The sequence below is a fragment of the Variovorax sp. 278MFTsu5.1 genome, assembly GCF_048305045.1.
In the GTDB taxonomy this organism is placed as follows: Bacteria; Pseudomonadota; Gammaproteobacteria; order Burkholderiales; family Burkholderiaceae_C; genus Variovorax; species Variovorax guangxiensis.
This window is the reverse complement of sequence record NZ_CP157622.1, coordinates 254,279-273,334: the sequence shown is the minus strand read 5'-3', so window position 1 is coordinate 273,334 and position 19,056 is coordinate 254,279. Positions and strand designations below refer to the sequence as shown.

General features: G+C 64.1%; 11 protein-coding genes, 2 tRNA genes and 2 rRNA genes. 5 read left to right on the top strand and 10 right to left on the bottom strand.

Translation table 11 applies throughout. The features are described from left to right. Window positions 1-4: 4 nt before the first annotated feature. A complete protein-coding gene (locus tag ABL844_RS01195; protein WP_126022527.1) occupies window positions 5-976 on the bottom strand; it encodes an ABC transporter substrate-binding protein in 972 nt (323 codons plus the stop codon). Window positions 977-1,268: 292 nt separating this feature from the next. Here ABL844_RS01195 and recQ point away from each other — a divergent pair, with 292 nt between their 5' ends. After that, window positions 1,269-3,161, top strand: a complete 1,893-nt coding sequence (recQ, locus tag ABL844_RS01190) for a DNA helicase RecQ (protein WP_418123721.1) — start codon at window positions 1,269-1,271, stop codon at window positions 3,159-3,161. Window positions 3,162-3,192: 31 nt separating this feature from the next. Next, complete coding sequence (locus ABL844_RS01185; protein ID WP_418130243.1) at window positions 3,193-4,074, top strand: LysR family transcriptional regulator; 882 nt, start codon at window positions 3,193-3,195, stop codon at window positions 4,072-4,074. A 10-nt stretch (window positions 4,075-4,084) separates the two neighbouring features. Here the strand turns inward: ABL844_RS01185 and ABL844_RS01180 are convergent, their stop codons facing one another. The 5 genes from ABL844_RS01180 to ABL844_RS01160 form a co-directional block, all read right to left on the bottom strand. After that, a complete protein-coding gene (locus ABL844_RS01180) occupies window positions 4,085-5,083 on the bottom strand; it encodes a tripartite tricarboxylate transporter substrate binding protein (RefSeq protein WP_418130242.1) in 999 nt (332 codons plus the stop codon). Continuing rightward, window positions 5,073-5,921: an amidohydrolase family protein gene (locus tag ABL844_RS01175; protein ID WP_418130241.1), complete on the bottom strand. Its 849-nt coding sequence runs from the start codon at window positions 5,919-5,921 to the stop codon at window positions 5,073-5,075. The genes ABL844_RS01180 and ABL844_RS01175 overlap by 11 nt, the downstream gene beginning before the upstream one ends. 130 nt (window positions 5,922-6,051) lie before the next feature. After that, window positions 6,052-7,257, bottom strand: a complete 1,206-nt coding sequence (locus ABL844_RS01170; RefSeq protein ID WP_418130240.1) for a nucleoside hydrolase — start codon at window positions 7,255-7,257, stop codon at window positions 6,052-6,054. 207 nt (window positions 7,258-7,464) lie between these two features. Next, a complete protein-coding gene (locus ABL844_RS01165; RefSeq protein WP_418130239.1) occupies window positions 7,465-9,087 on the bottom strand; it encodes a S41 family peptidase in 1,623 nt (540 codons plus the stop codon). A 92-nt stretch (window positions 9,088-9,179) separates the two neighbouring features. After that, the gene (locus ABL844_RS01160) at window positions 9,180-11,504 is read right to left on the bottom strand and encodes an ATP-binding protein (RefSeq protein WP_418130238.1); all 2,325 of its coding nucleotides are present in this window, start codon (window positions 11,502-11,504) and stop codon (window positions 9,180-9,182) included. 116 nt (window positions 11,505-11,620) lie between these two features. Here ABL844_RS01160 and ABL844_RS01155 point away from each other — a divergent pair, with 116 nt between their 5' ends. The 3 genes from ABL844_RS01155 (at window position 11,621) to ABL844_RS01145 (ending at window position 15,111) form a co-directional block, all read left to right on the top strand. Then, complete coding sequence (locus ABL844_RS01155; protein ID WP_418130237.1) at window positions 11,621-12,820, top strand: threonine ammonia-lyase; 1,200 nt, start codon at window positions 11,621-11,623, stop codon at window positions 12,818-12,820. A 119-nt stretch (window positions 12,821-12,939) separates the two neighbouring features. Further along, complete coding sequence (locus ABL844_RS01150; protein WP_165909630.1) at window positions 12,940-13,092, top strand: hypothetical protein; 153 nt, start codon at window positions 12,940-12,942, stop codon at window positions 13,090-13,092. Window positions 13,093-13,245: 153 nt separating this feature from the next. Continuing rightward, a complete protein-coding gene (locus tag ABL844_RS01145; RefSeq protein WP_126022535.1) occupies window positions 13,246-15,111 on the top strand; it encodes a phosphoenolpyruvate carboxykinase (GTP) in 1,866 nt (621 codons plus the stop codon). Between the two features lie 258 nt (window positions 15,112-15,369). On the opposite strand, the gene rrf is transcribed toward ABL844_RS01145, so the two are convergent. The 4 genes from rrf to ABL844_RS01125 form a co-directional block, all read right to left on the bottom strand. Further along, window positions 15,370-15,482: ribosomal RNA gene (rrf, locus tag ABL844_RS01140) — 5S ribosomal RNA — on the bottom strand. A 127-nt stretch (window positions 15,483-15,609) separates the two neighbouring features. Then, window positions 15,610-18,480 (bottom strand): 23S ribosomal RNA (locus ABL844_RS01135). A gap of 316 nt (window positions 18,481-18,796) precedes the next feature. Continuing rightward, a tRNA-Ala gene (locus ABL844_RS01130) sits at window positions 18,797-18,872 on the bottom strand. A 29-nt stretch (window positions 18,873-18,901) separates the two neighbouring features. After that, window positions 18,902-18,978 (bottom strand) — tRNA-Ile (locus ABL844_RS01125). Window positions 18,979-19,056 lie beyond the last annotated feature (78 nt).

The window sequence follows — 19,056 nt, the reverse complement described above, 5'->3', positions numbered from 1 at the left end:
GGCCTTACTTGACGAAGCTTGCATCGAAGGTGGCCGAGAGATCTTCCGGCGCCTTGCGGATCACGCCGGCTTCCAGAAGGATGGGCGTGGCCTCCTTCATGAAGCTGGTGAGTTCGCCCGCGAAGAACTTCTGGTTGGCCGCCTTGTCCTGCCAGCGCAGGAAGGCCGACGACTTGGCGAACTGCTCGCCGCTCTGCTTGACGGCGGAGCCCATGAGCTCGTTGGACTTCTCGGGCTCGGCCTTGATCATGTCCAGCGCGTCGAAGTACGACTTGGTGAGCGCGGCGGCGGCCTTGGCGTTGGCCTTGAGCCAGGTGGGGGCGCAGCCGACCGTGTCCATCACCATCGGGTAGTCGAGCGTGGTGGCCAGGATCTTGCCGGCGGCGGGGTTGGCGCGCACCGTCGAGAGGTAGGGCTCGTAGGTCATGGCTGCGTCGTTCTGGCCGGCCACGAAGGCCTGGGCCGAGGCCTGCGGCGACAGCGTGGTGGTCTTCACGTCCTTCAGCGACATGCCGTTCTTGCTGAGCATCCAGGCCAGGCCGAAGTAGGGCGCGGTGCCGGGGGCGTCGACGCCGATGGTCTTGCCCTTGAGGTCGGAGAACTTGCTGACGTCGCCGCGCACCGCGAGGCCGTCGGCGCCGTAGGACTTGTCCATCTGGAAGATCTGCACGATCGGCACGCCGTTGGCGTTCCAGGCCACGTGCGTCTCGACCGTGGTGGCCGCGCACTGGATGGCGCCGGAGGCCAGCGCGAGGTGGCGGTCCTTCTGCGGGATCATCTTGAGTTCGACGTCCAGGCCGTTCTTCTTGAAGATGCCGGCCTTGTCCGCCAGCGAGAGCGGCGCGAAGCCAGTCCAGCCGGACATGCCGAGCGAGATCTTCGTCAGATCCTGGGCGGCGGCCGTTCCGGCCATGCCTGCCGCACATGCGCCCGCTGCAACCAGCGAGGCGAACTTCACAACTACCGTCTTGACCATGGGTACTCCTGGGTCTGTTCTTTGGGAAAAGGCTCGGCGGCGGGCCCGATGGCCGGGTAACGCACGCCTCGCATTGTTGCCAGGCGCCCCAACTTGTATATACAGGATAACCCGAAAGACCATTTCTGGTGCATTTGCTTGGGAAATGCACCTTTTTGCTGTCTAGACAGGAGGGACGCAGGACGGCAGCAACCATTGCAAACCTCGTGCCACAGTCATATCTGTGGCGCTGGGGGACAATCGACGGCCGCCCTCTTTCCCCTCCCTTCCGACCTCCCCCCGCCCGCCGCCCGTGTCCTCTCTCGCCCCCCAACCCATCGACATCTCCGGCAGCAGCGCCCCCTCCGACATCCTCCACGAGGTCTTCGGCTATGCGCAGTTCCGGGGGGCCCAGCAGGACATCGTCGACCACGTGGTGGCCGGCGGCGACGCGCTGGTGCTGATGCCCACGGGCGGCGGCAAGTCGCTGTGCTACCAGATCCCGGCGATCGCCCGGCAGCGCGCGGGCAAGGGCGTGGCGATCGTGGTGTCGCCGCTGATCGCGCTGATGCACGACCAGGTGGGCGCGCTGCACGAGGCCGGCGTGAGCGCGGCCTTCCTCAACTCCACGCTCGACTGGGAAGAGACGCAGGATGTCGAGCGCCGCATGCTGCGCGGCGAGATCACGCTGCTGTACGCGGCGCCCGAGCGCGTGAACACGCCGCGCTTCCTGTCGCAACTCGATTCGCTGAAGGAGCGCGGCAAGCTGTCGCTCTTCGCCATCGACGAGGCGCATTGCGTGAGCCAGTGGGGCCACGACTTCCGCCCCGAGTACCGCGCGCTCACCGTGCTGCACGAGCGCTACGCGGGCGTGCCGCGCATCGCGCTCACCGCCACGGCCGACGCGCTCACGCGGGCCGACATCGTCGAGCGGCTGCAGCTGGAGGACGCGCGCCAGTTCGTCTCCAGCTTCGACCGGCCCAACATCCGCTACACCATCGTCGAGAAGAAGGACGCCACCACGCAGCTGCTGCGCTTCATCGAGCGCGAGCACGAGGGCGACGCGGGCGTGGTCTATTGCCAGTCGCGCAAACGGGTGGAAGACGTGGCGGTGCAATTGCGCGACGCGGGCATCAACGCCCTGCCCTACCACGCGGGCCTCGACGCCGCGGTGCGCCAGCAGCACCAGGACCGCTTCCTGCGCGAGGAAGGCATCGTGATGGTCGCCACCATCGCCTTCGGCATGGGCATCGACAAGCCCGACGTGCGCTTCGTCGGCCATCTCGACATGCCCAAGAACATCGAGGGCTACTACCAGGAAACCGGCCGCGCCGGCCGCGACGGCGGCCCCGCCGACGCCTGGATGGCCTACGGCCTGCAGGACGTGGTCAACCAGCGCCGCATGATCGACGAGAGCCCCGCCGGCGAGGAATTCAAGCAGGTGATGCGCGGCAAGCTCGACGCCCTGCTCTCGCTGGCCGAGGCCAGCGACTGCCGGCGCGTGCGCCTCCTGGGCTACTTCGGCGAGAAGAGCACGCCCTGCGGCAACTGCGACAACTGCCTGAACCCGCCGCAGGTGTGGGACGGCACCGATGCCGCGCGCAAGCTGCTGAGCACCATCTACCGCGTGCAGCAGTTGAGCGGCATCAGCTTCGGCGCCGGGCACATCATGGACATCCTGCGCGGCAAGACGACCGAGAAGGTCAAGCAGTTCGGACACGAGCGCATCAGCACCTTCGGCATCGGCGCCGAGTTCAGCGAGGTGGCGCTGCGCGGCGTGCTGCGCCAGCTGATCGCCACCGGCGCGCTGGCGGTGGACGCGGAGGCCTTCAACACGCTGAAGCTCACCGAGGGTTCGCGCGCCGTGCTCAGGGGCGAGACGCCGGTGACGCTGCGCGAATCGGTGTCGTCGCCCGCCGAGCGCAAGCCCCGGCGCGAGAAGGCCGCCAAAGGCGCGCCGCCGCCGGCTGCCGCCAAGCTCGACGAGACGGGCCGCAAGCGCTTCGACGCGCTCAAGGCCTGGCGCGCCGAGGTCGCGAAGGAGCACAACCTGCCGGCCTACGTGATCTTCCACGACGCCACGCTGGCGGCCATCGCCGAGCGCGCGCCCGCCTCGCTGGAGGACCTGCAGGGCATCAGCGGCATCGGCACCAAGAAGCTCGAGGCCTACGGCAGCGAGGTGCTGCGCGTCTGCGAAGCCTTCTGACGGCCTGAAAGAAGAGAACAGGGGCGCCGCCGTGGACACCCGCCAGATGCGCTGCGTCGTCGCGATCGCCGAGGCGGGCAGCCTCACCAAGGCGGCCGAGCGGCTCGGCCTGGCGCAGCCGGCGCTCACGCAGACGCTGAACCGGCTCGAGAAGGAACTCGGCACGCCGCTCTTCACGCGCACGCGCCGCGGCGCCGCGCTCACCGATGCGGGGCAGGCCGTCATCGACGACCTGCGCGCCAGCCTGGCCTATGGCGACGCCGCCACCGAGCGTGCCCGGGCGATGGGGGCAGGACGCGCGGGACGGCTCACGATCGGCTTCGTCACGCATGCGGTGTACGAGGTGCTGCCGAATGCGCTGCGCCGGCTGCGCGCCGAGCATCCGCAACTCGACGTGGTGCTGCGCGAGATGAGCAACGCCGAGCAGGTGGCGGCGCTGGAGGGCGGGCGCATCGACATCGCGCTGCTGCATCCGCCGGTGTCGGTCACGGCCCGGGTGCACGAGCTGCGGCTGGGCGAGGAGCCGCTGATCGCCGCGCTGCCCGCCGCATGGCCCCTGGATGCGGACGGCTGCGTGTCGCTCGCCGATGTCGCGCGGCACGGCCTGGTGTGGTTCCCGGAGCAGCAGATTCCCGCCCTGCGCGCACAGCTGCTGGGCGCGCTGCGCCGCGCCGGCCACGAGACGCGGGTGGTGCAGGACGCCAATCGCACGCTGACGGTGCTGGCCTGCGTGGCGGCCGGGCTGGGCTGGTCGCTGCTGCCGCGCTCGGTGCGCGCGCTGCGGCACGAAGGCGTGCGCTACGCCGAGGTGCGCGACGGCGCGGGGCTGCCGGCCTTCGAGCTGTCGGCGCTGTGGCTGGCGCGCTCGCGGCCCACCTTCGCCGACGCGTTCGCGACCATGCTGCGCGGCTGAGGCTGCGGCCTCAATCGAGCTGGATCTTGTTGTCCTTCGCGAGCTTGGTCCACTTGGCGATCTCGGCGCGGCGGAAGCTGTCGAGTTCGGCGGGGCTGGAGCCGATCACCTCGGCACCCAGCGCTTCGAGCCGGCTGCGCACTTCCGGGTCCTTGAGCGCAGCGGCGAATTCCTTCGACAGGCGCTCCGCCACCGGCGCGGGCGTGCCGGCCGGCACGAACACCGCATTCCATTCGTAGACCTCGTAGCCGGGCAGTCCGGCCTCGGCCACGGTGGGCAGCTGCGGCAGCGCGGGCGCATGCGCCTTGCCGGTCACGGCCAGCGGGCGCAGCTTGCCGTCCTTGATGAAGGGCATGCTCGAAGCCAGGCTGGCGAAGAACACCGGCACATGCCCCGACATCACGTCGGTGAGCGCCGGGCCGCCGCCCTTGTACGCCACGTGCGTCATCTGCACGCCCGCCATCGATGCGAACAGCTCACCCGCCAGATGCTGCGCCGAACCGTTGCCCGACGATGCGTAGTTGATGCCGCCCGGCTTCGCCTTGGCCTGCACGATCAGGTCGGCAACGCTCTTGATAGGCGCCGACGGGTTCACCACCAGCACGTTGGGCACCTTCACCAGCAGCGACACCGGCGCCAGTTCGCGCAGCGTGTCGAAGGGCATCTTGCGCAGCGCCGGGTTCTGCGCGTGGTTGGAGGCGTCGAGCAGCACGGTGTAGCCGTCGGGCGCGCTCTTGGCCACGAGGTCGCCGCCGATGGCGCCGCCCGCGCCGCCGCGGTTGTCGATCACCACCGGCTGGCCCAGCTTCGCCGAAAGCCTGGGCGCCACGATGCGCGCCACTGCGTCGACCGTACCGCCCGGCGGATAGCTCACGACCAGCCGCACGGGCTTGGACGGCCACGCCTGGGCATATGCGGAAGTGAGCCCGGCCAGCAGCAGGACCGCGCCCGCGAGGGCACGGGGGATGGCATGCCGCAGTCGTGCGCGCGGGAAGTCGTCATTGGTCATGGATGCTGTCTCCTGTCTTGAATCTGAAAAGCCGCGCCGGCGTGTCGACGAGGACGCGGCAGCGCGCGGCGGCGTCGGGCACCCAGCCGGCGAGCGCCGCGTGGGCGGTTGTGTAGTCGGCGATCTCGCGGTGCTGGGTGTGGGGCCAGTCGCTGCCCCACATCAGCCGCTCGGGGCCGAAGGCTTTCAGCAGCGCCTGCGCGGCGTCATGCGCGCAGGCATCGGTGGACGCGGGCCAGTTGCGGTAGGCGGCCGAGAGCTTGACCCAGATGCGCCCGCAGTCCGCGGCGCCGAGCAGCCAGGCGAAGCCTTCATCGTCGGCGGGCGCCGATGCGGGACGGCCGAAATGGTCGACGACCAGCGCGCATCCAGCATCGAGCACAGGCTGCGCGGCCAGCGCGAGGTCGCGCGATTCGCGATGCAGCTCCACATGCCAGCCCAGCGCATTCACGCGGGTGAAGAGCCGTTGCCAATCGGGCCGGGCGAGATCGGGCAGCGGCATGCCCACGATATTGAGGCGGATGCCGACGACGCCGGACTCGGCCATGGCCTGCAGAGTGGCGTCGTCCACCAGCGGATCGACCACCGCGACGCCGCGCAGGCGGGCGGGGGCCGCGCGCAGCGCGTCGATCAGGAAGCCGTTGTCGGTGCCGAGGAAGCTGGGCTGCACCAGCACGCCGTGCGAGACGCCGTGCGCGTCGAGCAGCGCGAGGTAGTCGGCCAGCGTCGCGTCGTAGTCGGGCGCATGCCGGCGCGCCGTGGCCAGCGGCAGGCCGCGCGCGAACACGTGGGCGTGGCCGTCGATGGCAGTGATGACGGTGGTGGGGGCGGAAGGCACGGCGGCGGCGTCTCTGTCGGAATCGTTGTGCGTCCGCGGAAAAGCGGACGTGGGCGAGTATCCGAAGGACGGCGCCTGCCGGGAACGGGTCTCCCGGTTGCGTTTGGATAAGCGCGGCTTATGACGCCGCTCAGTTCGACGTCAAGGGCAGCACGACCGGCACGGGCCGCGTGAGCAGGTCGACGTAGAGCTCGAAGAAGCGCGCGTTGTCGAACTTCTTCACCACCGTCATCTTCTGCAGCATCGGCCCCGCGGGCTGCGAGGAATAGCCGATGGAGCGGCCGTTGTCCGCCGCGCCCGGCTTGGCGATGACGTCGACGTAGCGGTCCACCGTCTGCGTGGCGTAGCTCGGGTCGATCAGGTAGGCCAGCGTGAGCGTGTCCCAGATGTTCTGCGTGTAGTTCGGGTTGGTCTCGAAGCCGTTCTTGCCGTCGAAGCCGTAGCCGTTGAGCTTCTGGAACACGTCGGTCACGGCCGTGGGCTTGGCCGGGTGCGCGATGCGGTCGTAGATGGGCTTGGTGAGGAACACGGTGTCGGTCACATCCAGCGGCACCACCACCTGCGGAATGGGCAGCCGCACCACGAACTGCGCCGCATCGGGGTCGAACCACCAGTTGAACTCGGCGGCCTTGGTGGTGTTGCCGGGCACGTCGATGGCGCCGCCCATGTAGATGATCTTCTTGATGAGCGGCACGATCTCGGGGTTCTGCTTCACCGCGAGCGCGATGTTGGTGAGCGGGCCGATGGCCAGGATGGTGATCTCGCCGGGGTTGGCCTTCACGGTGTCGACGATGAAGTCGACAGCCGTCTTGCGCTGCACCACCGTGTGCTTCGCGAAGCCGTCGGGCGAGGGCTTGAGGTCGGCATCGGTCTTGGGCTCGGGGCCGCCCCAGGCGCCGAGGTAGCCGTCGCCGCCGGCACCGGCGGCCATCTCGGCCTCGACGTCGGCAAAGGTGTGGTTCAGCGCGTAGTTCGCGCCCGAGTAGATGCCGATGCGGTCGCCCACGCCCAGGCGCTCCACCGACATCAGCGCGTCGGCCACGCCCTGCTTGAGCCACTGGTTGCCCGAGACCACGCTGATGCCCATGACCCGCACCTTGCCCTCGGCCTGCAGCTGCGCGGCCATCACGCCGAGCTGGCCGTCGTCGCTCATGGTGTTGTAGTCGCTGTCGATGATGATCTTCTGCGGACCGGCGCTGCCGCCGCCCGATCCACCACCGCCCCCAGCGCCCCAGCCCGGACCGAGGCCGATGCCCGAGCCTCCGTTCCCGCCGCCTCCGCAGCCTGCCAACGTCGTGATGACGGCGATCAACATCGCCCCGATCCATTTGCGCATCGTGTCTCTCCTGGTACTAGGAAGTTGGTTCTCAGGTGGGGCAAGTCCTGCCGCTCCGAGATACAAACGTTTGCGCAAAGCTTTGCGCAAACGTTTCACTCACTCTACGGCGCGAGCGACGGGGGTGGCAAGCGCCAGCGCTAGGGGTTTTCCGCGAGCTGAAGGAGGCTCTGGCAGCGCTCAGAACTGCTCGGGCGGCGCGGTGTCTCAGGCCGGATCGGGCACGCCGACCAGGCGGTTCTCACGCAGCGGCGAGCGGCCTCGCAGATAGGGCTGCTCCGCTTCAGGCTCGGTCGCCTTCTCCAGGCCCTGCACGGTCGTCTTGGCAGAGACCGAACAGGAGCCCGAGCTGCGCAGCGCGAGCGCGGCAGCGAGCCGCGCCTCGGCCTTGTCGCCGAGCTGGTGATTGAAGTCGTCAGCCACGACACAGCCGGCATTGGGCGCCATGCCGTCGCCGTAGTCGCCCTCGCCCTTCTGGTTCACCCCCTTGAACTGGATCGCGAAGTAGGTGGTGCCGCAGTTGTCCTGCGGATAGAAGCCATAGGGCTTGCCGCAGGTGGTGCCGCCGACGAGGTTGACGGTGACACCCACGCCACGCAGGCTGTTGACGACCGACTCGCTCGCCGAGCAGGTGTCGGGACCGGTGAGCACGGTCACGCGCGAAAGGCCCAGCGTGGGCAGCGCCTGGCCGCTGCGGCTGGTGGCCGTGAAGGGCGTGAGCGTCTGCGCGACCGTGAGGTGGAACGGGTTCTTGTCGTTGAAGACCAGTTGCTCGAAGGTCTTGCCGGCTGTCACCGACGGCGACGCGATCATGTAGGCCAGCCGGCTGGCGATGAGCAACTGGCCGCCGCCGTTGTAGCGCATGTCGAGCACCAGGTCCTGGATGCCGGCGCCCTGCTTGAAGGTGTTCACCGCATTGATGAGCTGGGTCTCGGACGTGGTGATGTGGTCGTTGAACAGCAGATAGCCCACGCGGCCGCTGCCGGTGTCGATGACCTGCACGTTCTGCACCGGCGTGCTGGTGATCTTCGCGGCCGTCAGCTGCACCGGCGACTGCGCGACGCCGTTCACCTCGAAGGTGAAGGTGTGCGATTCGCCGATGGCCTTGGGCGAAAGCGCCCCGTTGATCGCATTGACGTTGGCCGTGCCAGTGCTGCTGACGACGTTGATGCCGTCGATGGTGAGGATCTTCGCGCCGCGCAGCAGGCCAGCATTGGTGGCGGGCGAGTTCGGCTCGACGAAGGCGATGCGGATGTCGCGCGGCGGCGAGCTGCGTATCGCGGCCGTCTCCATGCCGTAGCCGGCGGAGACGCCGCCCTGCGTGAGCTGGCGGTACGCCTCGGTGTCGTAGGTGAAGTGGAAGCGGTCCTTGGCGCGGCCCGAGGGCGTGGTGGCCGTCGTCTTGAGCACGTTGAACCAGGTGATGGGCGTGGCGTAGTCTGCGGCCTTGAGGGTGGTGGGCACTTCGCCGTACCAGAGGTAGGTTTCGTCGATCCAGCCGCGCACCCAGCTTTTTTCATTGTCGAGCGTGCCGCCGCGGTCGGGGTAGGCCGCATTGGTGTCCGGGTTGATGCCGCTGCGCGGCGATGCGCACAGTCCCGCGACGGTGGCCGAGGCAACGATGCCGTCGCCGCTGCTCGGGGGAGTTGTTGCCGGTGGTGTCGTGGCGCCGGGGATCAGGCCGATCGGCAAGCCGCCGCCGCCGCCCCCTCCTCCGCCGCCACCGCAGCCCGCCAGAAGGAACGCGGCAGCGAGCGCCGCGCCGGCGGCAGCCCATGCACCTGGAAGCGGCAGCCGCCGCGCGTCGTCGACCTTGCGAGATCCCACCATGCGCTCCTCCTCGTGCCCGCGATGGCGGGCGGATGTTTTCGTTCTGCGCGGCGACGGCCGCCCGCGCCTTCGGCTTGCCGCTGGAGCCTGAGCTACTGCACGAAGCCCATGCCGCGCGATTCGCGCACTTCGGGCTTGATGCGGTGCTCGGCTTCGAGCTGGTCCAGGAACTCGCTCGCGGAGAACTCCGTGGCCAGGATATCGGTCTGCCTTTTCACCGCCGCGAAATCGCCCGGGCACAGCTGCCCCAGCGCTGCGAGGCGCGAACGCATGGCGGCCGTCATGAGCTCGGCGTCGCCCGCGAGCGCCTCGGTGACGAACATGCGCTCGCGCTGCGCCGCGGTGAGCGGCATGAACTTGATCTTGAAGGTGAAGCGCCGCAGCGCCGCCTGGTCGAGCCGGTCGAGCAGGTTGGTGGTGCAGACGAAGACGCCGTTGAAGCGCTCCATGCCCTGCAGCATCTCGTTGACCTCGGTGACCTCGTAGGTGCGCTGCGCACCGCGCCGGTCCTGCAGGAAGCTGTCGGCCTCGTCGAGCAGCAGCACCGCCTTCTCGGCCTCGGCCTCGCGGAACATGGCGGCCATGTTCTGCTCGGTCTCGCCGACGTACTTGCTCATGAGGTCGCTGGCCTGCTTGACGATGAGCGGGCGTCCGATCGAACGGGCGATGTGCTCGGCCAGCGCCGTCTTGCCGGTGCCGGGCGCGCCGTAGAAGCAGAGCGTGCCGTGGCCGCGCGCCTTCAGCGCCTCGACGATGCGCGGGATCTCGAAGCGGGTCTCGACATTGAGCATGTCGAGGTCGTAGGTAGTGACGCTGCGGCGGTCGCCACGCGAGGCATCGGCGGTGCCGAGGGCGAGGTCGGCGTTGCGCAGCTGGCGTTCGATGAGCGCTTCCATCGAGGCGCCTTCGGCGCCGGCCAGTCCGGCGAAGCGCACCGCCGTACGGATCTGCGCGGGCGTGAGGCCCTTGCGCTCCGCGAGCTTGGCGGTGAAGGCTTCGGACACGACCACGCCTTCGAGCGTCTTCTTCACGAGCTGCTCGCGCGCGCCGGGCGGCGGCGACTTGAGCTCGAGGTGATAGGCGAAGCGCCGGCGGAAGGCCGGGTCGATCTGCTCGATGCGGTTGGTGACCCACAGCGTGGGCACCGGGTTGGCCTCCAGGATCTGGTTGACCCAGGCCTTGCCGCTCACGCTGCCGCTGGTGGGTGCGGGAATCTGCTCGGCGCGCGCCATGAACTGCGCGGCCTCGGTGCTGATGGGCGGGAACACGTCCTCGACCTCGTCGAACAGCAGCGCCGCCTGTGCGCTGCCCTTGAGGAACACCTGCGCGATCTGCAGAGAGCGGTAGCGGTCGCGGCCGCTGAGCGAGTTGCCGTCGCGGTCGGCGTACTCGACTTCGAAGAGCTCGAGCCCGGCGGCCTGCGCCACGACCTTCGCGAGCTCGGTCTTTCCGGTGCCTGGCGGGCCGTAGAGCAGCACATTGACGCCCGGCTCCTTGCGCGCGACGGCGGCACGCAGCAGCGTGACGAGCATCTGCGCGTCTTCCTGCACGAAGGAGAAGTCCTGCGGCGTGAGTGCGCTCTTGGCCGAGGGACGGGTGAAAACGGCCATCAGCTCGTTGTGGTCGCGGTACTCGCGCATGAGCACCGGCGGCAGCTTCTCGCTAACCTTCATGAGGTCGGCGAGGTCGGTGATGTTGTGCTCGGAGATGAGGTTCTCGACGAGCCCGATGCGCTCGAGCCGCGAACCGGCGCGCAGTGCCTCGCCCACGTCGCTCGCGTTCACACCGGCGATGTCGGCGATGGCGGCATAGGCCTCGGGCGCGTTGTTGACCTTGAACTCGACCAGCAGCGAGCGCAGGTCACGCTGGTAGCGTGCGAGCGTGCCGTACAGCAGCAGCGCACGCTCGGCCTTGTTGAGCTGCAGCAGGCCCGCGAGCGCGTCGATGTTCTTCTCGACAAGCGTCGATTGCTTGCGCAGCGCGTGCGTGAGCCAGTCGCGCGTGACGGCCAGCACCGAAAGCAGGTCCTTGGGCTGGTCCTTCGCGTATTCGTCGAGATAGAAGAAGAGCGTGCCTTCCTCGTACGGGCCGCGCCACACGCCGTGACGCTCCAGCAGCGTGCGGCCGTCGAAATCTTCGACGCCCTTCCAGGCTTCGTTGCCGGCACAGCGTCGGCCGAGGAATTCGCGCAGCCGCTGCAGTACCGCGGCAGGCCACACGAGATGCCGCCCGGTGAGCGAGAGCAGCCCGTTGATATCGCGCCGCACGTTGAAGCGCGGCCCCTGCTTGGCTGCGAGCGTGAGCACGAAGTGCGAGCACATGAGCTCGAGCACCGGTGCCTCCTTGAGTCCGGGCGACGGCAATGCCTGCCCGCGTACCGCAGCAGCCACGACATCGACACCCGCACGCTTGACCATCAGGCAACCTCCAACGAGGACAATTTCGGAGAGACCATAACGCAGACTTTTGGCTTCGGGAAGACCGTGAAACGGGAAAAACCCTGATGGGTGCGATTCCAGCCACAATGCGCGCCATGGTCGGAATCCAGGAAATCGAACGCGCCGCGGCGCGGCTCCAGGGGCAGGTGCTCAACACGCCGTGCGTGGAGTCGCGCACCCTTTCGGAAATCGTCGGCGCTCAGGTGTTCCTGAAATTCGAGAACCTGCAGTTCACATCCTCGTTCAAGGAGCGGGGGGCATGCAACAAGCTGGTGGATCTTTCCGAGAACGGTACACGCGGAGTGATCGCCATGTCTGCCGGCAACCATGCGCAGGGTGTGGCCTATCACGCGCAACGCCTCGGGCTTCGGGCGCTGATCGTGATGCCGCGCTTCACGCCCGGCGTGAAGATCGAACGCACGCGCGGCTTCGGCGCCGAGGTGGTGTTGCACGGCGACACGCTGGAAGCGGCGCGCACCCATGCTTTCGAGCTTGCGCAGCGCGAGGGGCTGACCTTCGTGCATCCCTACGACGACGAGGCGATCATCGCCGGCCAGGGCACCGTGGCGCTGGAGATGCTCGACGCCGTTCCCGATCTCGACGCGCTGGTGGTGTCGGTCGGCGGCGGCGGGCTGATCGCGGGCATGGCAGTGGCCGCGCGCGAACGCAAGCCGGACATCGAGATCGTCGGCGTGCAGACCACGCGCTTTCCGGCGATGGTCAACGCCATCAAGGGTACCCACCATGCGCAGGGCTCGAGCACCATCGCCGAAGGCATCGCGGTCGGCACACCCGGTGTGCTGACGCAGCAGATCATCGCGAGCAAGGTCGACGACCTGCTGCTGGTGGATGAAGGCGATATCGAGCAGGGCGTGCTGATGCTGCTGGAGATCGAAAAGACCCTGGTCGAGGGTGCGGGTGCCGCCGGGCTGGCGGCGCTGATACGGCACCCCGAGCGCTTCCGGGGCAAGCGCGTGGGACTGGTGCTGTCGGGTGGCAACATCGATCCGCTGCTGCTGGCGGCCATCATCGAGCGCGGCATGGTTCGGGCGGGGCGGCTGGCGCGCATCCGGGTGAGCGCACGCGACGTGCCGGGTTCGCTGGCCCACATCACGGCCACTGTGGCCGAAGCGGGCGCTAACGTCGACGAGGTTCATCACCAACGCGCCTTCACCATGCTGGCGGCACAGAACGTCGATGTCGAGCTGGTCCTGCAGACCCGCGGACGAGCCCACCTGGCCAGCGTGCTGTCCGCGCTGAAGGACGCCGGCTTCGAGGCCGAAGAGCAGCATTGAGCTGCAAGATCAAGCCCGCAAGGCGCTGTTTGGGGGCTCGCATCCCCCTAGAACGGCTCCGGACGGCCCGCCGGTAAAATGCCATCAGTTTGTCAATTGCGTATTCGAGGAATTTCCCGATGTCCAATCCCACTCCCGTCGAGCCGAGCCACAGCGCGGCCGTCGAACATGACGCTGTCGAGTCGGTCGTTCACCTGATGCCGCTGGTGCTTCCGCTGGCTGGCGGCGTGCTGATGCTGCTGCTGGCATCCATCGCCGTCTACATGGCCTGACGCTGACAGGCGTTAGCGCCTTTGTCCGCGGGCGGTGCGGCCCGCGCTGACGCAATCTCCCGAAGCGAAACGTTTTCTCAAACGGACCTCCGTGCCTGAGCTGGCGCGGCGTCCCGTTCGGAAAGACGATTTTTCAACTTAGGAGATTTTCCGATGAACGCACCCACGATGAAGGGCCTCACCATTCAGGCGCCCTCATACGTCAAGAACGCGAAACTGATTGCCTGGGTGGCCGACATGGCCGCGCTGTGCAAACCCGAAGCCATCCACTGGTGCGACGGAAGCAAGGAAGAGTACGACCGCCTGTGCCAGCAACTGGTCGACGCCGGCACCTTCAAGAAGCTCAACCCCGCCAAGCGGCCCAATTCCTTCCTCGCGGTGTCCGACCCGAGCGACGTCGCGCGCGTGGAAGACCGCACCTACATCTGCTCCGAGCAGAAGGAAAACGCCGGCCCCACCAACAACTGGATGGCTCCCGCCGAGATGCGCGCGACCCTGCAGCCGCTGTTCGACGGCTGCATGAAGGGCCGCACGATGTACGTCGTGCCGTTCAGCATGGGCCCTCTGGGTTCGCCGATCGCGCACATCGGCATCGAGCTCTCCGACTCGCCCTACGTGGCGGTCAACATGCGCATCATGACCCGCATGGGCAAGGCCGTTTACGACGTGCTGGGCGCCGACGGCGAGTTCGTGCCCTGCGTGCATACCGTGGGTGCACCGCTCGAGCCTGGCCAGAAGGACGTGTCCTGGCCGTGCAACAAGACCAAGTACATCGTTCACTATCCCGAGACGCGCGAGATCTGGAGCTACGGCTCGGGCTACGGCGGCAACGCGCTGCTGGGCAAGAAGTGTTTCGCGCTGCGCATCGCCTCCAACATGGGCCGCGATGAAGGCTGGCTGGCCGAGCACATGCTCATCCTCGGCGTGACGAGTCCCGAGGGCAAGAAATACCACGTGGCGGCGGCTTTCCCCAGCGCCTGCGGCAAGACGAATTTCTCGATGCTGGTGCCGCCTGCGGGCTTCGAAGGCTGGAAGGTTACGACCATCGGCGACGACATCGCCTGGATCAAGCCCGGCAAGGACGGTCGCCTCTATGCGATCAACCCGGAGGCTGGATATTTCGGCGTGGCGCCCGGCACCAACATGCTGACCAATCCGAACTGCATGGACAGCCTGCACCACGACGTGATCTTCACGAATGTGGCACTCACCGATGATGGCGACGTGTGGTGGGAAGGCATGGAGCAGGACACCAAGACGCTGCCCGGGCATCTCACCGACTGGCAAGGCAAGGACTGGACCCCGCAGATCGCCAAGGAAACCGGCGCCAAGGCTGCGCACCCGAACTCGCGTTTCACCGTGGCCGCGACGAACAACCCCGCGCTGGACGATGCCTGGGACGATCCGAAGGGTGTGGCGATCGACGCGTTCATCTTCGGTGGCCGCCGGTCGACCACCGTGCCGCTGGTGACCGAGGCACGCAACTGGGTCGAGGGTGTCTACATGGCAGCGACCATGGGTTCGGAGACCACCGCCGCCGCAGCCGGCCAGCAAGGCGTGGTGCGCCGCGACCCGTTCGCGATGCTGCCGTTCATGGGCTACAACATGAGCGACTACTTCCAGCATTGGCTCGATCTGGGCAAGAAGCTGGAAGCTGCTGGCGCGAAGTTGCCGAAGATCTACACGACCAACTGGTTCCGCAAGGGAGCTGATGGCAAGTTCGTCTGGCCAGGCTATGGCGAGAACATGCGTGTGCTGAAGTGGATGATCGATCGTGTCGAAGGTAACAAGACCGAAGGCGTGGATCACATCACTGGTGTGAGTCCGCGCTATGAGGATCTGAACTGGACTGGCTTGAATTTCAGCGCGGAGCAATTCGCTACTGTGACGAGTATCGACAAAGCCGCATGGCAAGCCGAGTTGAAGCTGCATGCGGAGCTGTTCAAGCAGCTTGAGCATCATCTCCCTAAGGAGCTTCCGGAGACGAAGGCTGCGATTGAGCAGCGCTTGGCTGCTTGATAGCAAGCTGCTTCCAAAAAAGCAAAGGCCCGATGGAAATCCATCGGGCTTTTTTATTTGTGCGCACTTCTCAGCAGAGCGGCATAGGCTACCAAGTCGGCTGGCTGCGGGGTTGGGCAGTTAGCGCCGCGAGTAATTCAGCTCTCGTAGTCACTGTGTAGCCTGTTTTAGGCCGTCTCCTGGCGTTTTTTCTTGTTTGTGCTGTGCAAAGCAAAAACCCCCGATCGCGATGGACCGGGGGTTTCTGGGGCTGTAAGAGCCTGACGATGACCTACTTTCACACGGGAACCCGCACTATCATCGGCGCTGAGTCGTTTCACTGTCCTGTTCGGGATGGGAAGGAGTGGGACCAACTCGCTATGGTCATCAGGCATAAAGGGTTGTCTGGTTGATCACATGATCAATCAGACGAATTCATAGAGTTTGGAATCAGTTTTGGCGAATTGTTTTGAATGCGTCAACTTGGCATAACACCTTGATCTGACTGATCAAAGTTATAGGGTCAAGCCGCACGAGCAATTAGTATCAGTTAGCTTAACGCATTACTGCGCTTCCACACCTGACCTATCAACGTCCTGGTCTTGAACGACTCTTCAGGGGGCTCAAGGCCCCGGCAGATCTCATCTTGAAACGAGTTTCCCGCTTAGATGCTTTCAGCGGTTATCTCTTCCACACTTAGCTACTCGGCAATGCCACTGGCGTGACAACCGATACACCAGAGGTGTGTCCACTCCGGTCCTCTCGTACTAGGAGCAGGCTTCCTCAAATCTGCAGCGCCCACGGAAGATAGGGACCAAACTGTCTCACGACGTTTTAAACCCAGCTCACGTACCTCTTTAAATGGCGAACAGCCATACCCTTGGGACCGGCTACAGCCCCAGGATGAGATGAGCCGACATCGAGGTGCCAAACACCGCCGTCGATATGAACTCTTGGGCGGTATCAGCCTGTTATCCCCAGAGTACCTTTTATCCGTTGAGCGATGGCCCTTCCATACAGAACCACCGGATCACTATGTCCTGCTTTCGCATCTGCTCGACTTGTCAGTCTCGCAGTTAAGCACGCTTATGCCATTGCACTATCGTCACGATGTCCGACCGTAACTAGCGTACCTTCGAACTCCTCCGTTACGCTTTGGGAGGAGACCGCCCCAGTCAAACTGCCTACCATGCACTGTCCCCGATCCAGATAATGGACCTAGGTTAGAACCTCAAACACACCAGGGTGGTATTTCAACGTTGGCTCCACAAGATCTAGCGACCCTGCTTCAAAGCCTCCCACCTATCCTACACAGATCTGTTCAAAGTCCAATACAAAGCTACAGTAAAGGTTCATGGGGTCTTTCCGTCTTTCCGCGGGGAGATTGCATCATCACAAACATTTCAACTTCGCTGAGTCTCAGGAGGAGACAGTGTGGCCATCGTTACGCCATTCGTGCAGGTCGGAACTTACCCGACAAGGAATTTCGCTACCTTAGGACCGTTATAGTTACGGCCGCCGTTTACTGGGACTTCAATCAAGAGCTTGCACCCCATCATTTAATCTTCCAGCACCGGGCAGGCGTCACACCCTATACGTCCACTTTCGTGTTTGCAGAGTGCTGTGTTTTTAATAAACAGTCGCAGCCACCGATTTTTTGCAACCCGTTCATGCTCCGTTGTTCACTTCACACTAATAGGGCACACCTTCTTCCGAAGTTACGGTGTCAATTTGCCGAGTTCCTTCTCCTGAGTTCTCTCAAGCGCCTTAGAATACTCATCTCGCGCACCAGTGTCGGTTTGCGGTACGGTCGTTGTTAGCTGAAGCTTAGTGGCTTTTCCTGGAACCTCGTTCAATCACTTCACCAGCAAGCTGGCTCGATCGATGGCCTCGGTATATGTGCACCGGATTTGCCTAATGCACGCCTACATCCATCTAAACCGGGATATCCAACACCCGGATGACCTATTAAGATCCGTCCCCACATCGCACTAACAATCGGTACAGGAATATTGACCTGTTTCCCATCAGCTACGCATCTCTGCCTCGCCTTAGGGGCCGACTCACTCTACGCCGATGAACGTTGCGTAGAAAACCTTGCGCTTACGGCGAGGGGGCTTTTCACCCCCTTTAACGCTACTCATGTCAGCATTCGCACTTCTGATACCTCCAGCACGCTTTACAACGCACCTTCACAGGCTTACAGAACGCTCTCCTACCACTTGCAATAAATTGCAAATCCGCAGCTTCGGTAACTGGCTTAGCCCCGTTACATCTTCCGCGCAGGACGACTCGATCAGTGAGCTATTACGCTTTCTTTAAATGATGGCTGCTTCTAAGCCAACATCCTGACTGTTTTAGCCTTCCCACTTCGTTTCCCACTTAGCCAATTTTAGGGACCTTAGCTGGCGGTCTGGGTTGTTTCCCTCTTGAGTCCGGACGTTAGCACCCGGTGCTCTGTCTCCCAAGCTGTACTCTTCGGTATTCGGAGTTTGCCTTGGTTTGGTAAGTCGCCATGACCCCCTAGCCAAAACAGTGCTCTACCCCCGAAGGTAATACTTGAGGCACTACCTAAATAGTTTTCGGAGAGAACCAGCTATTTCCAAGTTTGTTTAGCCTTTCACCCCTATCCACAGCTCATCCGCTAGTTTTGCAACACTAGTCGGTTCGGACCTCCAGTACCTGTTACGGCACCTTCATCCTGGCCATGGATAGATCACTTGGTTTCGGGTCTACACCCAGCGACTGATCGCCCTATTCGGACTCGATTTCTCTACGGCTTCCCTATTCGGTTAACCTTGCCACTGAATGTAAGTCGCTGACCCATTATACAAAAGGTACGCAGTCACCCTTGCGGGCTCCTACTTTTTGTAAGCACGCGGTTTCAGGATCTATTTCACTCCCCTCCCGGGGTTCTTTTCGCCTTTCCCTCACGGTACTAGTTCACTATCGGTCAATGATGAGTATTTAGCCTTGGAGGATGGTCCCCCCATATTCAGACAGGATTTCTCGTGTCCCGCCCTACTTGTCGTTAGCTCAGTACCACACAGGTCATTTCACGTACGGGGCTATCACCCGCTATGGCCAGCCTTTCCAAGCTGTTCCGTTATGTCTTGTGCTATCACTAACAGGCTTCTCCGATTTCGCTCGCCACTACTTTCGGAATCTCGGTTGATGTCTTTTCCTCGAGCTACTGAGATGTTTCAGTTCACCCGGTTCGCCTCGTTACCCTATGTATTCAGATAACGATACCTTTCGGTGGGTTTCCCCATTCGGAAATCTCCGGATCAAAGCTAATTTGCCAGCTCCCCGAAGCTTATCGCAGGCTATCACGTCCTTCGTCGCCTATCATTGCCAAGGCATCCACCACGTGCTCTTATTCACTTGACCCTATAACTTTGACGTTTCCTCACGGAAACCAAAGTCAATCAAGGAATTGCCAGGTCTTTCACCTGACGCGTTATGCCGTCTTCAAAAATCGATTTGATTCGAAATTGAAGTTTCTTTTGACGCAATCAAAAATTCTTGCTGCTGATGGCACGGTCCGCACTAAACCTTTACGAATGTGCGGTTTCCATCAGCAGCGCTGATTCGACTCTATGAATTTTTAAAGAACAGCCGATTGATCAAGAGATCCTGATCAACAACAAAGAAGCCTCATGCTTTCGCAGGAAGCCGCTTTGGTGTTGAGTAAGCATCGAGTTGTTGGTGGAGGATGACGGGATCGAACCGACGACCCCCTGCTTGCAAAGCAGGTGCTCTCCCAGCTGAGCTAATCCCCCTCAACTCTCACACGAGATATCAGAAGATTTGGTGGGTCTAGTTGGGCTCGAACCAACGACCCCCGCCTTATCAAGACGGTGCTCTAACCAGCTGAGCTACAGACCCATATCGATGACCTTGACGATCTCGACTTCTTCCAACAACCGATAAGTGTGGGCGTTTAAATTAAATTGCCTGTTTCCA

Coding starts and splice junctions, on each gene's coding strand:
- ABL844_RS01160 (WP_418130238.1), bottom strand. CDS start 11,504: ATGGTCAAGCGTGCGGGTGTCGATGTCGTGGCTGCTGCGGTACGCGGG.
- ABL844_RS01195 (WP_126022527.1), bottom strand. CDS start 976: ATGGTCAAGACGGTAGTTGTGAAGTTCGCCTCGCTGGTTGCAGCGGGC.
- ABL844_RS01155 (WP_418130237.1), top strand. CDS start 11,621: ATGGTCGGAATCCAGGAAATCGAACGCGCCGCGGCGCGGCTCCAGGGG.
- ABL844_RS01145 (WP_126022535.1), top strand. CDS start 13,246: ATGAACGCACCCACGATGAAGGGCCTCACCATTCAGGCGCCCTCATAC.
- ABL844_RS01165 (WP_418130239.1), bottom strand. CDS start 9,087: ATGGTGGGATCTCGCAAGGTCGACGACGCGCGGCGGCTGCCGCTTCCA.
- ABL844_RS01150 (WP_165909630.1), top strand. CDS start 12,940: ATGTCCAATCCCACTCCCGTCGAGCCGAGCCACAGCGCGGCCGTCGAA.
- ABL844_RS01170 (WP_418130240.1), bottom strand. CDS start 7,257: ATGCGCAAATGGATCGGGGCGATGTTGATCGCCGTCATCACGACGTTG.
- ABL844_RS01180 (WP_418130242.1), bottom strand. CDS start 5,083: ATGACCAATGACGACTTCCCGCGCGCACGACTGCGGCATGCCATCCCC.